Raw genomic sequence first — 15,594 nt, 5'->3', positions numbered from 1 at the left:
AGGGTTCATGGGGCCCGGCTTGACCTTTCGGCACCTTTGGGGCCAAGGTCGCGGCCAAAGTCGGAGGCCGCATGACACGTCCATTCTCGGGGTTCGAATTCCTGATCGCCTGGCGCTATCTCAGGGCGCGGCGGGCGGAGGGCGGGGTCTCGGTCATGACCTGGATCACGCTTTTGGGCATCACGGTCGCGGTCTTTGCCCTGGTCGTCACGCTCGCCGTGCGGGCCGGGTTCCGGGCGGAATTTGTCGATACGATCCTGGGCGCCAATGCCCATGTCTCGGTCTATCCGGTTGGAGAGGTTGACGAAAACGGCAACCTCATCCGGGGCTTCACCGATTACGCCGCCCTGACCGAAAAGGTCCGCACCGTGCCGGGGGTGACCTATGCCGCGCCCATGGTGCGGGGACAGGTCATGGTCTCGGCCAATGACCAGGTCGCGGCGGGGGATGTCCATGGCATGGCCAAGGCCGACCTGGAGGCCTTGCCCCGGATCGGCACCGGCTCCAAGGCGCAGGGCTCGCTGGCCGATTACGACCAGGGCGTGGCCTTGGGGTCGGAGCTGGCGCGGACCCTGGGTGTTGGCATCGGCGACAAGGTCAAGCTGATCTCTCCGGACGGGCCCAAGACCGCCTTCGGCCAGGCGCCGCGCGTCAAGGCCTATCCGGTGGTCTATATCTTCACGGCCGGGCGTTTCGACATCGACAAGGTCCGGGTCTATCTGCCCTTCGCCGAGGCGCAGAGCTTCTTCAACCGCGAGGGCCAGGCCGACGAGATCGAGGTCATGGTGGCGGACCCCGACCATGTCGAGGCGATGACCGATCCGCTTCTGGGCGCGACTTCCCCCAATGGCAGCCTTTGGACCTGGAAGCAGAGCTACGGGAATTTCCTGCGCGCCCTGACGATCGAGGACAATGTCATGTTCATCATCCTCTCCATCGTCGTGACGGTGGCGACCTTGAACATCGTCTCGGGCCTGATCATGCTGGTCAAGAACAAGGGCCGCGATATCGGGATACTCAGGACCATGGGGCTGACCGAGGGCTCGATCCTGCGGGTCTTCTTCCTCTGCGGCGCCTTTACCGGGACCATCGGGACCGTGGCGGGGGTGGTGTTGGGATGCCTGTTTGCGCTTTACATCGACCCGATCTTCTCGTTTGTGAACTATTGGTCGGGCGGCGGGGTCTGGGATCCCTCGATCCGGGGGATCTACAACCTGCCCGCGCAGTTGCAGCTGGGGGACGTTGCCTCGGCTGCCGGGCTGGCCCTTGGGCTCTCTTATGTCATCACGATCTTCCCGGCGCGGCGTGCCGCGCGGATGAACCCGGTGGAGGCCTTGCGCCATGAGTGACACGCTGGTTCTGGAGGGGATCGACAAGGGCTACAACCGGGGAAAATCCGGCGAAGTCATGGTCTTGCGCGGGGCCTCCCTGCGGCTTGCGCCCGGTGAGGTCGTGGCCCTGGTCGCGCCCTCGGGGGCGGGGAAATCGACGCTTCTGCACATCGCGGGGCTTCTGGATCAGGCCGATGCGGGGACGGTGACCTATGGGGGGCGCGCCATGGGCGGCCTGTCGGACCGCGAGCGCACGGCGGCGCGGCGCGGCGAAGTGGGCTTCGTCTACCAGTTCCACCACCTTCTGCCCGAGTTCACCGCGCTGGAAAATATCGTCCTGCCGCAGCTCGCCCATGGCGTGCCCAAGGCCCAGGCCGAGGCGCGGGGACGGGATTTGCTGGGACGGGTCGGCGTCCTGGACCGCGCCGGGCACCGTCCGGCCGAGCTTTCGGGCGGCCAGCAGCAGCGCGTGGCCTTTTGCCGGGCCCTGGCCAATGGGCCGAAGCTCCTCCTGGCCGATGAGCCTACCGGCAACCTCGACCCCGAAAACGCCGCCCATGTCTTTGCCGTGCTGATGGAGATCGTGCGGGAGACCGGGCTCTCCGCCCTGATCGCCACGCATAACATGGAGATGGCGGCGCGGATGGACCGCCAGCTGCGGCTGGACCAGGGAAGGATCGTCTAGGCCGTCCAGCTTGCCAACTGGTCCAGCTCCACCAGGCTGAAGCTGCGGATGCGGTCGGGCTGGTGCCGTTCGACCATGCCCTCGGGGCGGCCATCGGGGTGCTCCACGAAGCCAACCCGCTCGATGGCCAGCATCTCTTCGACCGCGAGGCCGATCCTCTCCCCCTCGACCCGGACGACGATGACGGCGGAGAGCGGTCCGAAATCGACCCTGCCGCCGACGAGGATCTGCGACAGGGCAAAGATCGGCAAGAGCCCGCCGCGATGCGAGATGGTGCAGAGATGGAGGCCTTGCGAATCCGTGTCGATCACGGATTGCGGCAGGCCGACGATCTCTTCAACGGAGTCGATGGGCAGCGAGAAATCGCCGCCCGCGCGGAACAAGAGCGCCGTGCCGCGCCGCCCCCGCATGCGGGCGCCCTGCGCCTGGCCCGCGCCGCTGCGCCGCGTCAGGCTGGCGAAGGCGCCCAAGGCGGGGTCCTGCATGATCCGGTCGGGGTCCAGCACGTGATACCAGCGGTCCTCGGCGACGGGGACGACACCGAGGAAGAGGTCGCCGCGCCGGGCCAGGACCCGGGGCATCGGCGAAATCAGGCTCTTTTTGATCTGGATGATGTCGCGCACCCGGTCGGCGCGCAGGGCCAGGCGCTTCTCTCCGCCGAAATTCAGCACGATGGCCCCGGCCGCCTTGGGTCGGCTGCCCTGATGCGGCATCCCGCACATCAAGAGCGGGTTGATCAGCGCGATTTCAAGGTCAAGCCGCTGGATCGACCCCTCGCAGGGGCCCGAGACCAGTGTCGCGCCGCCGACCTCTGTCTCGGGGACCGTGCCATGGACCCGCGCGACGGGCAGGACGAAATCCCGCCCGTCGAGTTCGAAGAGCAGGTATTGTTCCGAGATGTCGCTGACCTTTGCGGTCGCGCGCTGGTCACGGGTGGCGGGGATGCCGAGGGAAATCAGGGCAGAGGGCTCCAGCATGGCGACGGCCAGATCCTCGATCAGGCCGAGGCGGGGGAAGATCTGCTCCTCCCGCCCCGTTGCGGCGGTGGCGATGTCCTGAAAGCGGATGTGGTCGCCCAGGACGATGCGCCGCGTCGCCTGGGCGCGGAAGGCGACGAGGCCGGTCTGGATCCGCAGGACGACGAGGATGCCGGGCGCAGTCGCGGGCCAGCCGAGGAGCGCGGCGAAATCCACCACCGGCACGGCAAGCCCGCGCAGGGCCAGGCAGCCGATGACGCCGGGCCCGGAGGAGGCGAGGGGTTGCAGTTCGTGCGGTTCGGGGATGACCTCGCGGACATGGACGACCTCGACGCCGATGACCTTGTTGCCGCAGTCGATCAGCGCCACCGAGGCGGCCGGCTGGGGTTGCCGGTTCCCGTCGGGGCGGCCCCCGGCCTGATCGGCCACCTCTTCTGCCGCCAGAGGGAGCGCTTCCCCGGGCAGGGTCCCGGCGCCGGAGGGGAAAGACGTGTCCATCAGGCGACCTTGGTCACCGCGGCCAGGGTCGAGATCTGGCCCACGACCTCGCGGCTGACGGTCTCTTGCTCTTGCGCCGAGGTCGAGATGTCGTCGATCGAGCGCGCCGTCTCTTCGACGGAGGAGACGATGCGGCCAAAGGCCTGGCGTGCGGCATCGGACCTTTCGGTGCCCAGGTTCACGCGGCTGGTGCTTTCCCCGATCATCCGGCTGATCTGCATGGCCGCGGCCGAAGATTTCTCGGCCAGCTTGCGCACCTCGTCGGCCACGACCGAGAAGCCCACCCCGTATTCCCCCGCCCGCGCCGCCTCGATCGCGGCGTTGAAGGCCAGCAGATTCGTCTGATTCGCGATGTCCGAGACGACCTTGACCATCTCCGCGATCTCGGACGAGGACTTGGCGATCAGCTCGATGGCCGAGATGGCGTTGTTCAGCGCCTCGAACCCGGTGGAGGCATTGGTCTTCGTCTCGGTCGAGAGCTTTTTCGCCAGGTGGGTCGAACCGTTGATATGGCTGATCGAGCCGGTCAGCTTGTCGACCGAGCCCTGCATGGCGGCGGCCTTTTCCCGGATCAGGTTTTCAAGCTGGACCTGGTCGGTGATGTCATGGGCATATTTGATCACGCCCACCGGCTTGCCGTGATGATCCAGAAGCGGTGAATAGGCGGCCTGGATCCACAGGTCGCGGCCATATTTGCCGACGCGGTGATAACGGCCGTGGCGTGTCTGGCCGCGCCCAAGGTCCAGCCAGAAATCGCGATACTCCTGGCTGCGGATATGTTCGGGCGTGCAGAACATCGCGTGATGCTGCCCCTTGATCTCGCGCAGCGAATAGCCCGAGACGCGCAGGAAATTCTCGTTCGCGGTGAGGATATTGCCCTCGAGGTCGAATTCGATCACGGCCTGGCTGCGGTCGATGGCCTGGAACTTCGAGGCGAATTCCGTGTCGCGCTGGCGCTGTTCGGTGATGTCGGTCGCGAATTTCACCACCTTGAGCGGCTTGCCGTCCATATCGAAGACCGGGTTGTAGCTGGCGCGGATGAAGCGCTCGCGGCCCTGGGCATCGATGCGCAGATAGACGCCGGCATCGAACTCCCCCTGGCCGAGCTTGGCCCAGAAGCTGCGATAGGCCTCGGACTCCGCCATGTCGCGGGGCACGAAGATGCGGTGATTCTGGCCGATGATCTTGTCCAAGGGATAGCCGATGAAATCGACGAAATTCTGGTTTGCCGCGAGCACCTTACCGTTCATGTCGAACTCGATCACGGCCTGGCTGCGATCGATGGCACGGACCTTGCCCTCGTAGTCGGCGATCTGGCGGCGACGCTGGGAAATGTCATCGGCCACTTCCAGCACATAGGCCAGCCCGTGGTCGAGATCCTTGACCGGCACCAGCGTCGTTTGCAGGAAGAAATCCTGCCCATCGGGCCGATAGCGCCGCACCTCGCCGGAATGACCCAGGCGGCTGGCCTCTTCCCACTGGCGCGCGAAATCAGGGTTCGCCTTGCCGTCGCGCGTCCAGAAGCGGGAGGCGGGTTTGCCCACGATCTCGTTCAAGGGCAGGCCGACCAGGTCGACGAAAGAAGCGCTGGCCCGGGTGATCTCGCCGTTTGGCGCATATTCGACCACGATGCGGCCCCTGGACAGCGCCTCCCAGCGCGATGAGCGATCATTGGCGGCGCGACGCTCTTCGGTGACGTCCATCGCGACCTTGACCACGCGCGAGAGCGTGCCATCCGGCCCCAGGATCGGCGAATAGGTGGCACGCAGCCAGACCGGCTGGCCATCCGCGCGCAGCCGCTTGAATTCACCCGATTCGAAGTCGCCCTCGCCGAGCTTCTTCCAGAAGGCCTTGTAGGCGGGGCTGCGGGTGTATTCCGGCTCGCAAAGGATCTTGTGGTGCTGACCCTCGATGTCCTTCTCGGCATAGCCCATGAGGTCGAGGAAGGTCTGGTTCGCGGTGATCACCTTGCCGTCCGGGTCGAATTCGATGAAGGCCATGGCCTTGCCAAAGGCCTGGAGCCTGCCGGCATCCTCGGTCGCGGCCACTTTCGCGGCGGTCACGTCCATGGCGAATTTCACCACCCGGATGACGCGGCCCGCCTCGTCGCGGATCGGCGTGTAATTGGCGCGGATCCAGACCGGGCGCCGCGACTTGGTGATGCGCTCGAACTCGCCATCCATGACCTCGCCTTGGGCGAGCCTGTCCCAGAAGTCGGCATAGGCGGGCGAGTTGACATGGGTGTCGCGGCAGAAGATCGCATGGGACCTTCCAAGGATCTCTTCGATCTCGTAGCCCATCAGGTTCAGGAAATTCTCGTTCGCGCGCAAGACCTTGCCATCGGGCGTGAATTCGATCGCGGCCTGGGTGCGGTTGACGGCATCGAGCCAGCCCTGCAATTCGCTGTCCAGAACCATCGAACGGCCGACGACGATGACCACCTCCTCGCCCGCCGGGATCGCATGGCCCTGGACCGTGGCGAAGCCCGTTTCGTCGACGGCATGGGCCACGAAACTCTGGGCCTGGCCCTGACTTGCGGCGGTCAGAAGCTCTTCGATCTTGTCGCTTTCGCGGAACAGCTCGGTGATCAGCCGCCCCTCGGCCGGGCCGGTCTTCGACAGGACCTCGACCGCCTTGGCATTGGCCGAGAGGATGACACCATCCGTCGCCCGGCATCGCAAGATGACATGGGTCGCGGTGAAGGCCGCCAGCAGGCCTGCTTCTTCGGATTGGTTGAGCTTGAACGACATCGGGGCACTGTCCTCGCAAAGTTTGTCGCGACGCTAGGACAGAAAGCTTAATGGTCGCCTAAAGCAAAAGGGCCCCCGGTCTCCCGGAGGCCCTGATCATGCAGGGGGAGCGGTCAGGCCAGCTTGACGCGGATCATCTGCCAGGAATGCGGCGGCAACTTGGCCTGGAGACGTCCATCGGCGACCTGCGCGCCCGAGCCCTTGTGCGGCACGACGGCGGCCTGGTCGGTCAGCGAGTTGACCGCGTTCAGGTCGGAATGCGTCATCACCTGGTGGTCGATCACCGTGGCCGCACCAAAGCCTTGAAGGGCGAGGTCCAGCTCGAAACTCTCGGTCGCATGGCGGTTGACGGCAAAGAAGCTCAGCGTGCCGGCCTCTTCGTCATGGGTGCCGGAAATGTCGATGAAAGGAACATTGTCGGCCACATCGGCGTCATAGCCCGGGCAGGTGACAGCCAGCTGCAGAGCCTTGCCGCGCCCATAGATCGAGGCGAAGTAATAGGGGTAATAGATCGACTGCCGCCAGGCCGCGCCGCCCGGCTCGGTCATGATCGGGGCAATGACATTCACCAGCTGGGCGATGCAGGCCACCTTCACCACATTCGACTTGCGGATGAAGGTGTTCAGGATGCAGCCGACCTGCAGCACGTCCTCGAAGTTGTAGATATCCTCCAAGAGACGCGGCGCATGGGGCCAGCCGGAGTTGCCCTCGAGGATCGCGCGGTCTTGCGCATTGGAGTGATACCAGACGTTCCACTCGTCAAACGAGATATGGACATCGCGCTTGGAGCGCTTGTTGGCCTTCACCAGATTGATGACGCTTTCGATCGTACCGATGTAATTGTCCAGTTTCGCGTTCAAGGCCAGGTAGTTGGCGGTGTTCTTGGCGCGGTTGGCGAAATACATGTGGAGCGAGATCAGGTCGACCGACTCGTAAGTATGCTCCAAGACGATCCTTTCCCATTCGGGATAGGTCTTCATATCGGCATTCGAGCTGCCGCAGACGATCAGCTCCAGTGATTTGTCGAAGGCCCGCAGGGTCTTGGCGGTCTCATTCGCCAGGCGGCCATATTCCTCCGCCGTCTTGTGACCGACCTGCCAGGGCCCATCCATCTCATTGCCCAGGCACCACATGCGCACATCCCAAGGCGCCTCGCGGCCATTCTTCTTGCGCAGGTCGCCCCAGTGGCTGCCGGTCGGGCCGTTGACATATTCGACGAAATTCCGCGCCTCATCCAATCCGCGCGAGCCGAGGTTGATGGCCAGCATCGCCTTGGTGCCCGCGCTGTCGCACCAGTCCATGAACTCATGGATGCCGACCTTGTTCGACTCGGAGGTATGCCAGGCGAGGTCCAGCCGGGTCGGACGTTGGTCCTGTGGGCCGATGCCGTCTTCCCAGTTATAGGCCGAGACGAAATTGCCGCCGGGATAGCGGACGTAAGGAATCTTCAGGTCGCGGACCAGGTCCATCACGTCCTGGCGCATGCCGTTCTTGTCGGCGGTCGGATGGCCCGGTTCATAAATGCCGGTATAGATCGCGCGGCCCAGGTGCTCCAGGAAGGCGGAATAGATCCGGTCGTCGATCTTGGCGATGGTGTAATCGCGATGCGCGGTGACTTTAGCTTTCATGGCCGTCCCTCCTCGAACGGGCCGGAGACTCCGGCGTATTTGCTTTTCTGGTATACATCAGAAAAACGGGTAGCTCGTCAAGCCTGAGGGCGGCCCGCCGCTGTCATCCGCATCACGATATCCTGGTCGTAGTTGCCGAAGCCCCGACCAAAGATGTTGACGCCGCCCGGGTGGCGGGCGTTCTCGCGCACCTCGATCTTGAAGCGGACCGAGCGATGGGCGGGCAGGTCGACATCCTTCAGCGCCACCGGAGAGATCTTGACGCCGTCGACGAAAGTCCCTTCGGCATTGATCGAAACCGACTTCAGCATGCCATACTGGCTGCCCTTCAGCTTCCACCAGGAGGGCGTGTAGATCCCGCGCTGATCGCCGAAATCCCCCGGCGAGGTCCAGGTCCCGATCTCGACATTGTTGACCAGGAAAGTGATGTCCGAGGGCCAGTTCGACTCCGTCCCCGGCGCCTCGGAGGAGAGTTCCAGCGAAAACTCGACCTGCTCGATCTCGCCCTCCATCAGCCTGACATTGTTGGGAAATTGGTATTCGACAAAGCCGCGGGTGAACCACAAAAGCCCCGCCGACATGCGGCGCGGGTCAAGGAAAGTATCGGGCACATCCAGGAGCCCGATGATGCCTTCGGGTGCGCAAAGACCGCAAGGTGCCGAGACCTCGCAAGAGGTGTAAAGCCCCAAGGGCATGGCGACATCGACCGTGTTCGAGCCCTTGGTCGCGGGGTCCTTCTTGAACATCACCATGATCTCGTCAAAGAGCGTGTGGCAGACCTTCTGGTTGCCCTTCTTCGCCCTTTGCGTCTCGGTGCGGATCAGCCCCGCTTCCTCCAGCATCTGCACATGGGCCGAGACCGAGGACTGCGGCAGGTCCAGCGCGCCGGCGATGGCATTGACGTTCTGCGGCCCCTGGTCGGCCAGGAGTTTCAGGATATCGACCCGCACCTTCGATGCCAGCGCCTTCAGCGTCTCGATGCCCTCGGAGGGGTCGATGATCAGAAAATTGCGGCTCATCAGGGTCTTGGCCTCCGGCTTCCCGGGAAACCTGCCCGGCATGACAGAAGTGTGTATCAGAGAATCAGGTTTGGTCAAAGGTTGTGCGCGGGAAATGCTGCAAAGATCGGAAAAACAGCTATCATGGGTTGAGTGATCCTGCATGATTCGGCCTGTCCCGGTGGGTTTCCCATGGAAATCCCCATGGTCGGCCTGATAAAATCATGGATCATGATGTATATCAAAAAACCCGATTGACAGATGGCCGCTGGGCTTCATAATCCGCACACCAGATGGGCAAGGTCCCGGGGGAACGTCCTGCGCGCGCCGGCAGGTCACGAGGAGTTCGGGCGCCGGGGGAGACCCTGCAACGCGAGGGAGGAACAAGAATGAGAAAGCTTTTGGGCGCGGCAGCGCTCGGTCTTGTCATGGTCGCTGGTGGCGCCATGGCCAAGGAAACCGTTGTCTGGTGGGATTTCCTCGGCGGCGGTGACGGCGTGCGGATGAAGAAGCTCATCGAGGACTTCAACGCCGCCAACAAGGACACCGTCGAGATCCAGGCCACGACGCTGGACTGGGGCACGCCCTTCTATTCCAAGGTCCAGACCTCGACCGCCGTGGGCGAGGGGCCGGACGTCATGACCTATCACGCCTCGCGCCTGCCCTTGGGCGTGAGCCAGGGCTCCATCGCCGAGATCACGGCCGATGACATGGCGGCCATGGGGCTCTCGGCCGACAGCTTCGCCCCCGCCACCTGGGACGCGGTGCAGGTCGATGGCAAGCAGTATGCCGTGCCCTTCGACACCCATCCGATCGTCCTTTACTACAACAAGGACCTGCTTGAGAAATCCGGCCTGATCGGCGCCGATGGCCTGCCCACCGGGCTGACCGGGCTCGACAACTTCAACGCGGCGCTCGCCAAGCTGAAGGCCGATGGCAACGAATGGCCCATCGTCCAGGTGACGGCCGACGGCGGCTTTGCCTTCCGCACCGTCTATTCGCTTCTCTGCCAGCAGGGCGGCCAGATCGGCAATGACGGCGACTGGTTCCCGGGCGACAGCGTCGACAAGCTGGGCACCGCGATCAACGTCATCTCGACCTGGGTCAAGGAGGGCTGGAACCCCGCCAAGACCGACTATCCGACGACGGTTGCGCTGTTCACCTCCGGCAAGGCGCCCTTCATGATCAACGGCGTCTGGGAAGTCCCGACGATGGACGACCTGAACAAGCAGGGCAAGCTCTTCAACTGGGGCGCCATCGAGATCCCGGCGCTCTTCGACAAGACCTGCACCTATTCGGACAGCCACACCTTCGCCATCCCGGCCAATGCCGGCAAGGAGGTTTCGCCTGAGAAGCATGCGGCCGTGCTGCAAGTCATCAAGTTCATGGCCGACAACTCGCTCTTCTGGGCGACGGCGGGTCACGTTCCGGCCAACAAGGCCGTGACCGAGACGCCGGAATACAAGGCCATGCAGCCCCAGGCGACCTATCAGCCCCTGACCGCCAATGCCGTCTTCGACCCGAAGTCGGTGAATGCGGGCGTGGCCTCGCCGCTCTTTGACACCGCGGGCAATGCGATCACGCCTGCGATGAACGGCGAGCTCGACCCGATGGATGCCGCCAAGCAAATTCAGGAAGAACTGAACGCAATGTGACGTTGCCGTCCTGAAACCTGGCTGCCGGGGCTTCTCCCATGGCCCCGGCAGCCTCAACGTCTCGCCGCAACGTCACTTGGGGTCCCATGCTCAGAAACCGACGCACCGAATTGCTGACCGCCTTTGTCCTGGTTGCGCCCTTCCTGGCGGTCTATGGCTGGCTTTTCCTCTATCCGACCTTCCAGATGATCGAGATGACCTTCCTGAAGGCCCCCTTGATCGGAGAGGGCAAATGGGCGGGATTTGCCAATTACGCCAAGATGTTCCGCGATCCGGTGATGCGGATTGCCGTGCTGAACACGGCTTACTTCGTGCTTCTGACCGTGATCCCGGGAACCATCGTGGCTTTGTCCATCGCGCTGATGGTGCGCAGGCTGAAGGGCTTCATGCAAAGCCTGATCCTGGCGGCGTTTTTCCTGCCCTATGTCCTGCCGGTGACCGTGGTCTATGTGCTCTGGGACTGGATGACCAACCTGCAATTCGGCATGCTGCAGGGCCCCATCGCGCTGATCGCCGGAGAGCCCACCAACATCTGGCGCACCACCGGCTGGTTCATGCCGGGCGCGGCCATCCTGACGATCTGGTGGACCAACGGCTTTTCCATCCTGCTTTTCCTCGCCGGTCTGCGCAACATCCCCGCCGAGCTTTACGAGGCCGCCGAGCTGGATGGCGCCACCCGTTGGCAGATGTTCACCCGGGTGACCTTTCCGCTTCTGTGGCCCGTCACCGTGCTGTGCCTGACGATCCAGCTGATCTTGCAGCTGAAGATCTTCGACCAGGTCTATCTCTTCGCCCAGGGCGGGCAGACCCGCGCGACCATGGTCATGGTGCAGTATATCTACGAACAGGCCTTCCAGAAGAACAACGGCGGCTATTCCGCCACCATTGCGCTCGCGCTTTTCGTCATCGTCCTGGCCTTCTCGCTCTTCCAGTTCCAGGTCCTGCGGGTGAGGAGCGTGAAATGAGCGAGCACAGCGCCACCCCCGCCCGCCGCTTCGATCCGGGCGCGATCCTTCTGACGATCCTGACGCTCATCGCGGCCTTCATCTGGTTCTTCCCGATCTATTGGGGCCTGGTGACCAGCTTCCGTTTCGACGACGAGACGGTGACGGATTTCAGCCTGATCCCGACCAACCCGACGCTGAAGAACTATATCTTCACCATCCAGAACTCTGACCTGCCGATCTGGTATCTGAATTCGACCATCACTTCGGTGGGCGTCACGGTGCTGGTGCTTCTGATGTCGGCCTGCACGGGCTATGCGATCAGCCAGCTCCAATTCCCCGGGAGGAAGGCGCTCTGGTGGATGATCCTGGCCTCCTTCATGGTCCCGGTCTCGGCGCTGATCGTGAACCACTTCATCATCATCGCCGATGTGAAGCTTCTGAATTCGCATCTCGGCATCATCCTGCCCATGCTGATCGCGCCCGTTACCGTGATCATCTACAAGCAGTTCTTCGACGGATTGCCGCGCGACTTCCGCGAAGCCGCCGTGATGGATGGCGCGACCGAGTTCCAGCTTCTCTTCCGCATCTTCCTGCCGATGAACTGGGGCATCACGACGGCCCTGGCGATCATCACCTTCATCGGGGCATGGAATTCCTTCCTCTGGCCCTTCCTCGCCACCCAGGACGAAAAGATGATGACCGTGACGGTCGGCATCTCGGCCGTCCAGGATGCCTATGGCGTGGCCTATGGCAGGCTTCTGGCGGGGGCCGTGCTGGCCGGTCTGCCGGTTTCCCTCGCCTATCTGTTCTTCCAGCGCCGCGTGACGCAGGCGATCACATTGACCGCCGGGATCAAGGGTTAAGACATGGCTCAAGTCGAACTTTCCAACATTTCCAAACGTTACGGCGCGGTCGAGGTCATCAGGGACCTGGGTCTGACCATCAAGGACGGCAGCTTCTGCGCCCTCCTTGGTCCCTCGGGCTGCGGCAAATCCACCATGCTGCGGATGATCGCGGGGCTCGAGGCCGTCACGGGCGGGACGATCAAGATCGGTGACACCGACGTGACCCATACCGCGCCGAAATCGCGCGGCGTGGCCATGGTCTTCCAGTCTTACGCCCTGTATCCCCATCTGACGGTGGCCGAGAACATCACCTTCTCCATGTCGCTGGCCGGTGCCCCCAAGGCCGCCCAACGCGCTGCGGCCGAGAAGGTGGGCAAGCTCCTGCAACTCGATCAGCTCCTTGACCGCCGCCCCGCCGCACTTTCCGGCGGCCAGCGCCAGCGCGTCGCCATCGGGCGCGCCCTGGTGCGCGACCCCAAGGTCTTCCTCTTCGACGAGCCGCTGTCCAACCTCGACGCCCTGTTGCGCGTCCAGATGCGGCTGGAGCTCGCGCGGCTCCATGCCGACCTCAAGACCACGATGATCTATGTGACCCATGACCAGGTCGAGGCCATGACCTTGGCCGATCAGATCGTGGTGCTCGACAAGGGCAAGATCGCCCAGGCGGGCAGCCCCTGGGAGCTTTACAACCAACCGGCCAACCGTTTCGTGGCGGGCTTCATCGGCTCGCCGGGGATGAATTTCCTGGCCGGGCAGGGCACGGCCAAGGGCATCACGCTCCGCGACGGGACCGAACTGGCCTTGACCCGCAGCGCGCCGGGCCCGGTCGAACTGGGCCTGCGCCCCGAGCATTTCACCATCGCCACCGATGGCCCGATCCGTGGCCGCGCCTCTGTGGTGGAATACCTCGGCAATACCTCTTACGCCTATATCGACACCGACCACGGCCCCATGGTGGTCGAGGCCGATGGCGCCGGGATCAAGGCGGGCGACCAGGTGGGGCTTGTCCCGGACCTGTCAAAGGCCCATCTCTTCGATGCAAGCGGAGCCGCCGTCTGAAGGCGCTTCGACAACAGGGTGGAACACATGGATTATCGGCGTCTTGGCAAATCTGGCCTGCGGGTCAGCGAGTTTTCCTTCGGCTCCTGGGTGACCTTCGCCAAACAGGTCGATATCCAGCCCGCCAAAGAGCTGATGACGGCGGCCTATGACGCCGGGATCAACTTCTTCGACAATGCGGAAGGCTATGAGGCGGGTCGCTCCGAAGAGGTCATGGGTCAGGCGATCCATGAACTCGGCTGGAGCCGCGACAGCTATATCGTGTCGTCGAAAGTCTTCTGGGGCGGTGCCAAGCCGACGCAGAAGGGCCTCTCGGCCAAACACGTCACCGACGCCGCCCATGCCGCGCTGCGCAGGCTGCGGGTCGACTACCTGGACCTCTATTTCTGCCACCGCCCCGATGTGGACACGCCCATCGAGGAAACCGTGCGGGCGATGCACAACCTGGTGACGCAGGGCAAGGTCCTCTACTGGGGCACTTCCGAATGGAACGCCCAGCAGATCACCGAGGCCCATCTTGTGGCCCGGGTGAACAACCTGACCCCGCCCACCATGGAGCAGCCGCAATACAACCTCTTCGAGCGCGACAAGGTCGAGGGCGACTACCGCGCGATCTATGATACCTTTGGCCTTGGCACGACGATCTGGTCGCCCCTGGCCTCGGGCCTCCTGACCGGGAAATACAACGAGGGCATCCCGCAAGACGCCCGCGCCGCCCTGCCGGGCTATGAATGGCTGAAGGAGATCTTCACCTCCGAACGCGGGCAAAAGCGCATCGAACAGGCCCGCGCCTTGGGGCGTATCGCCGATGGGGCAGGGCTGACGCTGACCCATATGGCGCTTCTGTGGTGCCTGCATAACCCCCGCGTCTCGACCGTGATCCTCGGCGCCTCCAGGCTCAGCCAGTTGCAAGAGAACCTCAAGGCGCTGGAGCACAAGGCGAAACTGACGCCGGATGTGCTGGACGCCATCGAGGCCGTGGTGCAGAACCGTCCCGCAGAGCTTCAACGTTTCTAAAGGCATCATGGATATCTTCGGTCAGATCAACGGGCAGGACATTCCCGTCTACGCGCTTCGTTCCACCGGCGGTCTGACCGCCAAGGTCATCCCCTGGGGCGCGCGGCTGATCAGCCTGCGCACCCCCTCGCGCATCGGCAAGATGGGCGAGATCATCCTCGGCCATGACCGGCTGCAGGACTACCTCGACCACCCGACCTATTTCGGAGCGACCTGCGGCCGCTATGCCAATCGCATCGCGGGCGGGCGCTATGGCGATGTGCAGCTCGATATCAACGAGGCCCCGAACCACCTGCACGGCGGCTCCCAGGGCTTCGACAAGGCGATCTGGCAGGTCGCCGACCATGGCCCCGCCCATATCCGCCTGACCCATCTCTCCCCCGATGGCGACATGGGCTATCCCGGCGCGCTTTCCGCCTCGGTGACCTACCGGTTCGAGGGCGACGAACACCTGATCATCGAGATGGAGGCCAGGACCACTGCCCCCACCGTCGTGAACCTGGTGAATCACGCCTATTTCAACCTGAAAGGCGCGGGCGATATCCTCGACCACCAGATGATGGTCTCCGCCGAGGCCTATACGCCCGTGGGCGCAGGCCTGATCCCGACCGGAGCCCTCGCCCCGGTGGAGGGGACGAAATACGACTTCCGCCAGCCCACCCGCATCGGCGACCTGGCCGGAGACGATGGCTATGACCACAACTGGTGCCTGACCGGAGCCGCCCCGGCCGTCCGCATCCTTGAGCCCAGCTCCGGCCGCGCCTTGGAGCTCACCACCAACGAGCCCGGCGTCCAGATCTACACCTGCGGCATGATGCCCGAGGCCACCCCGGGCCGCGCGGGCGCCGTCTATGGCAAATTCGCAGGCCTGACGCTGGAGACCCAGAAATACCCCGACAGCCCGAACAACCCCGCCTTCCCCTCGGCGGCCCTGAACCCCGGCGAGACCTACCGCCACGTCATGGATTTCCGGTTCTTCACGGTCTGACAGGCCGGACTGGGGCGCTGCCCCAGACCCCGGGATATTTGCGCCAAGTTGAAAGGGGATGGGCGGAGGCCTTGATCCGGGGGCATCTCCCCTTGGGCCGCGATGTCTTTGGCTTTCAATTTGGCCCAAATATCCCCGCCGGAGGCTCCGCCCGCGTCGCTTGCGCTCCCTTGCCCCTTTCATACTGACCCAAATATCCCCGCCGGAGGCCCCGAC

The 15,594-nt window shown here is 63.9% G+C and carries 12 protein-coding genes; 8 read left to right on the top strand and 4 right to left on the bottom strand.

Annotated features, from left to right (window positions below; genetic code table 11):
- Nucleotides 1-71: 71 nt before the first annotated feature.
- Together GV832_RS01745 and GV832_RS01740 are read left to right on the top strand one after the other, a co-directional pair.
- Nucleotides 72-1,349, top strand: coding sequence for a lipoprotein-releasing ABC transporter permease subunit (locus GV832_RS01745; protein WP_168773078.1), 1,278 nt, complete (start codon nucleotides 72-74; stop codon nucleotides 1,347-1,349).
- Nucleotides 1,342-2,016 (top strand): ABC transporter ATP-binding protein, encoded by a 675-nt coding sequence (locus tag GV832_RS01740; protein WP_168773077.1) that lies wholly within the window; start codon nucleotides 1,342-1,344, stop codon nucleotides 2,014-2,016. Before GV832_RS01745 ends, GV832_RS01740 begins: the two co-directional genes overlap by 8 nt.
- Here the strand turns inward: GV832_RS01740 and GV832_RS01735 are convergent.
- From GV832_RS01735 to GV832_RS01720, 4 genes are all read right to left on the bottom strand, one after another.
- The gene (locus GV832_RS01735) at nucleotides 2,013-3,491 is read right to left on the bottom strand and encodes a chemotaxis protein CheW (protein WP_168773076.1); all 1,479 of its coding nucleotides are present in this window, start codon (nucleotides 3,489-3,491) and stop codon (nucleotides 2,013-2,015) included. The two genes, GV832_RS01740 and GV832_RS01735, sit on opposite strands and share 4 nt — an antisense overlap.
- The gene (locus GV832_RS01730) at nucleotides 3,491-6,241 is read right to left on the bottom strand and encodes a methyl-accepting chemotaxis protein (protein WP_168773075.1); all 2,751 of its coding nucleotides are present in this window, start codon (nucleotides 6,239-6,241) and stop codon (nucleotides 3,491-3,493) included. The genes GV832_RS01735 and GV832_RS01730 overlap by 1 nt, the downstream gene beginning before the upstream one ends.
- Before the next feature lie 113 nt (nucleotides 6,242-6,354).
- Complete coding sequence (gene arfA, locus GV832_RS01725) at nucleotides 6,355-7,869, bottom strand: arabinosylfuranosidase ArfA (RefSeq protein ID WP_168773074.1); 1,515 nt, start codon at nucleotides 7,867-7,869, stop codon at nucleotides 6,355-6,357.
- Between the two features lie 77 nt (nucleotides 7,870-7,946).
- Nucleotides 7,947-8,888 (bottom strand): ArsR/SmtB family transcription factor, encoded by a 942-nt coding sequence (locus GV832_RS01720; RefSeq protein ID WP_168773073.1) that lies wholly within the window; start codon nucleotides 8,886-8,888, stop codon nucleotides 7,947-7,949.
- Between the two features lie 368 nt (nucleotides 8,889-9,256).
- Between GV832_RS01720 and GV832_RS01715 the strand changes: the two genes are divergently transcribed.
- The 6 genes from GV832_RS01715 to GV832_RS01690 all read left to right on the top strand — a co-directional run bounded on the left by GV832_RS01715 (nucleotide 9,257) and on the right by GV832_RS01690 (nucleotide 15,378).
- Entirely contained in the window at nucleotides 9,257-10,522 is a 1,266-nt protein-coding gene (locus tag GV832_RS01715) for an extracellular solute-binding protein (RefSeq protein WP_168773072.1), read from the top strand.
- Nucleotides 10,523-10,608: 86 nt separating this feature from the next.
- On the top strand, nucleotides 10,609-11,487 hold the full coding sequence (locus GV832_RS01710; protein ID WP_168773071.1) for a carbohydrate ABC transporter permease: 879 nt from the start codon (nucleotides 10,609-10,611) through the stop codon (nucleotides 11,485-11,487).
- Nucleotides 11,484-12,332 (top strand): carbohydrate ABC transporter permease, encoded by an 849-nt coding sequence (locus tag GV832_RS01705; protein WP_168773070.1) that lies wholly within the window; start codon nucleotides 11,484-11,486, stop codon nucleotides 12,330-12,332. Before GV832_RS01710 ends, GV832_RS01705 begins: the two co-directional genes overlap by 4 nt.
- A 3-nt stretch (nucleotides 12,333-12,335) precedes the next feature.
- Complete coding sequence (locus GV832_RS01700; protein WP_168773069.1) at nucleotides 12,336-13,373, top strand: ABC transporter ATP-binding protein; 1,038 nt, start codon at nucleotides 12,336-12,338, stop codon at nucleotides 13,371-13,373.
- A 27-nt stretch (nucleotides 13,374-13,400) separates the two neighbouring features.
- Complete coding sequence (locus GV832_RS01695; protein ID WP_168773068.1) at nucleotides 13,401-14,390, top strand: potassium channel beta subunit family protein; 990 nt, start codon at nucleotides 13,401-13,403, stop codon at nucleotides 14,388-14,390.
- Nucleotides 14,391-14,397: 7 nt separating this feature from the next.
- On the top strand, nucleotides 14,398-15,378 hold the full coding sequence (locus GV832_RS01690; protein WP_168773067.1) for an aldose epimerase family protein: 981 nt from the start codon (nucleotides 14,398-14,400) through the stop codon (nucleotides 15,376-15,378).
- The last annotated feature ends 216 nt before the right edge of the window (nucleotides 15,379-15,594 follow it).

The organism is Stagnihabitans tardus, assembly GCF_009925085.1.
Taxonomy (GTDB): domain Bacteria; phylum Pseudomonadota; class Alphaproteobacteria; order Rhodobacterales; family Rhodobacteraceae; genus Stagnihabitans; species Stagnihabitans tardus.
Note: the sequence above shows the minus strand (reverse complement) of the source record. Positions and strands in the feature narration are given on the sequence as shown.

What these genes read in the sequence shown, in the direction of transcription:
- GV832_RS01735 (WP_168773076.1), bottom strand. Translation starts at nt 3,491, where the DNA reads ATGGACACGTCTTTCCCCTCCGGCGCCGGGACCCTGCCCGGGGAAGCG.
- GV832_RS01720 (WP_168773073.1), bottom strand. Translation starts at nt 8,888, where the DNA reads ATGAGCCGCAATTTTCTGATCATCGACCCCTCCGAGGGCATCGAGACG.
- GV832_RS01740 (WP_168773077.1), top strand. Translation starts at nt 1,342, where the DNA reads ATGAGTGACACGCTGGTTCTGGAGGGGATCGACAAGGGCTACAACCGG.
- GV832_RS01730 (WP_168773075.1), bottom strand. Translation starts at nt 6,241, where the DNA reads ATGTCGTTCAAGCTCAACCAATCCGAAGAAGCAGGCCTGCTGGCGGCC.
- GV832_RS01700 (WP_168773069.1), top strand. Translation starts at nt 12,336, where the DNA reads ATGGCTCAAGTCGAACTTTCCAACATTTCCAAACGTTACGGCGCGGTC.
- GV832_RS01695 (WP_168773068.1), top strand. Translation starts at nt 13,401, where the DNA reads ATGGATTATCGGCGTCTTGGCAAATCTGGCCTGCGGGTCAGCGAGTTT.
- GV832_RS01705 (WP_168773070.1), top strand. Translation starts at nt 11,484, where the DNA reads ATGAGCGAGCACAGCGCCACCCCCGCCCGCCGCTTCGATCCGGGCGCG.
- GV832_RS01745 (WP_168773078.1), top strand. Translation starts at nt 72, where the DNA reads ATGACACGTCCATTCTCGGGGTTCGAATTCCTGATCGCCTGGCGCTAT.
- GV832_RS01710 (WP_168773071.1), top strand. Translation starts at nt 10,609, where the DNA reads ATGCTCAGAAACCGACGCACCGAATTGCTGACCGCCTTTGTCCTGGTT.
- GV832_RS01715 (WP_168773072.1), top strand. Translation starts at nt 9,257, where the DNA reads ATGAGAAAGCTTTTGGGCGCGGCAGCGCTCGGTCTTGTCATGGTCGCT.
- arfA (WP_168773074.1), bottom strand. Translation starts at nt 7,869, where the DNA reads ATGAAAGCTAAAGTCACCGCGCATCGCGATTACACCATCGCCAAGATC.
- GV832_RS01690 (WP_168773067.1), top strand. Translation starts at nt 14,398, where the DNA reads ATGGATATCTTCGGTCAGATCAACGGGCAGGACATTCCCGTCTACGCG.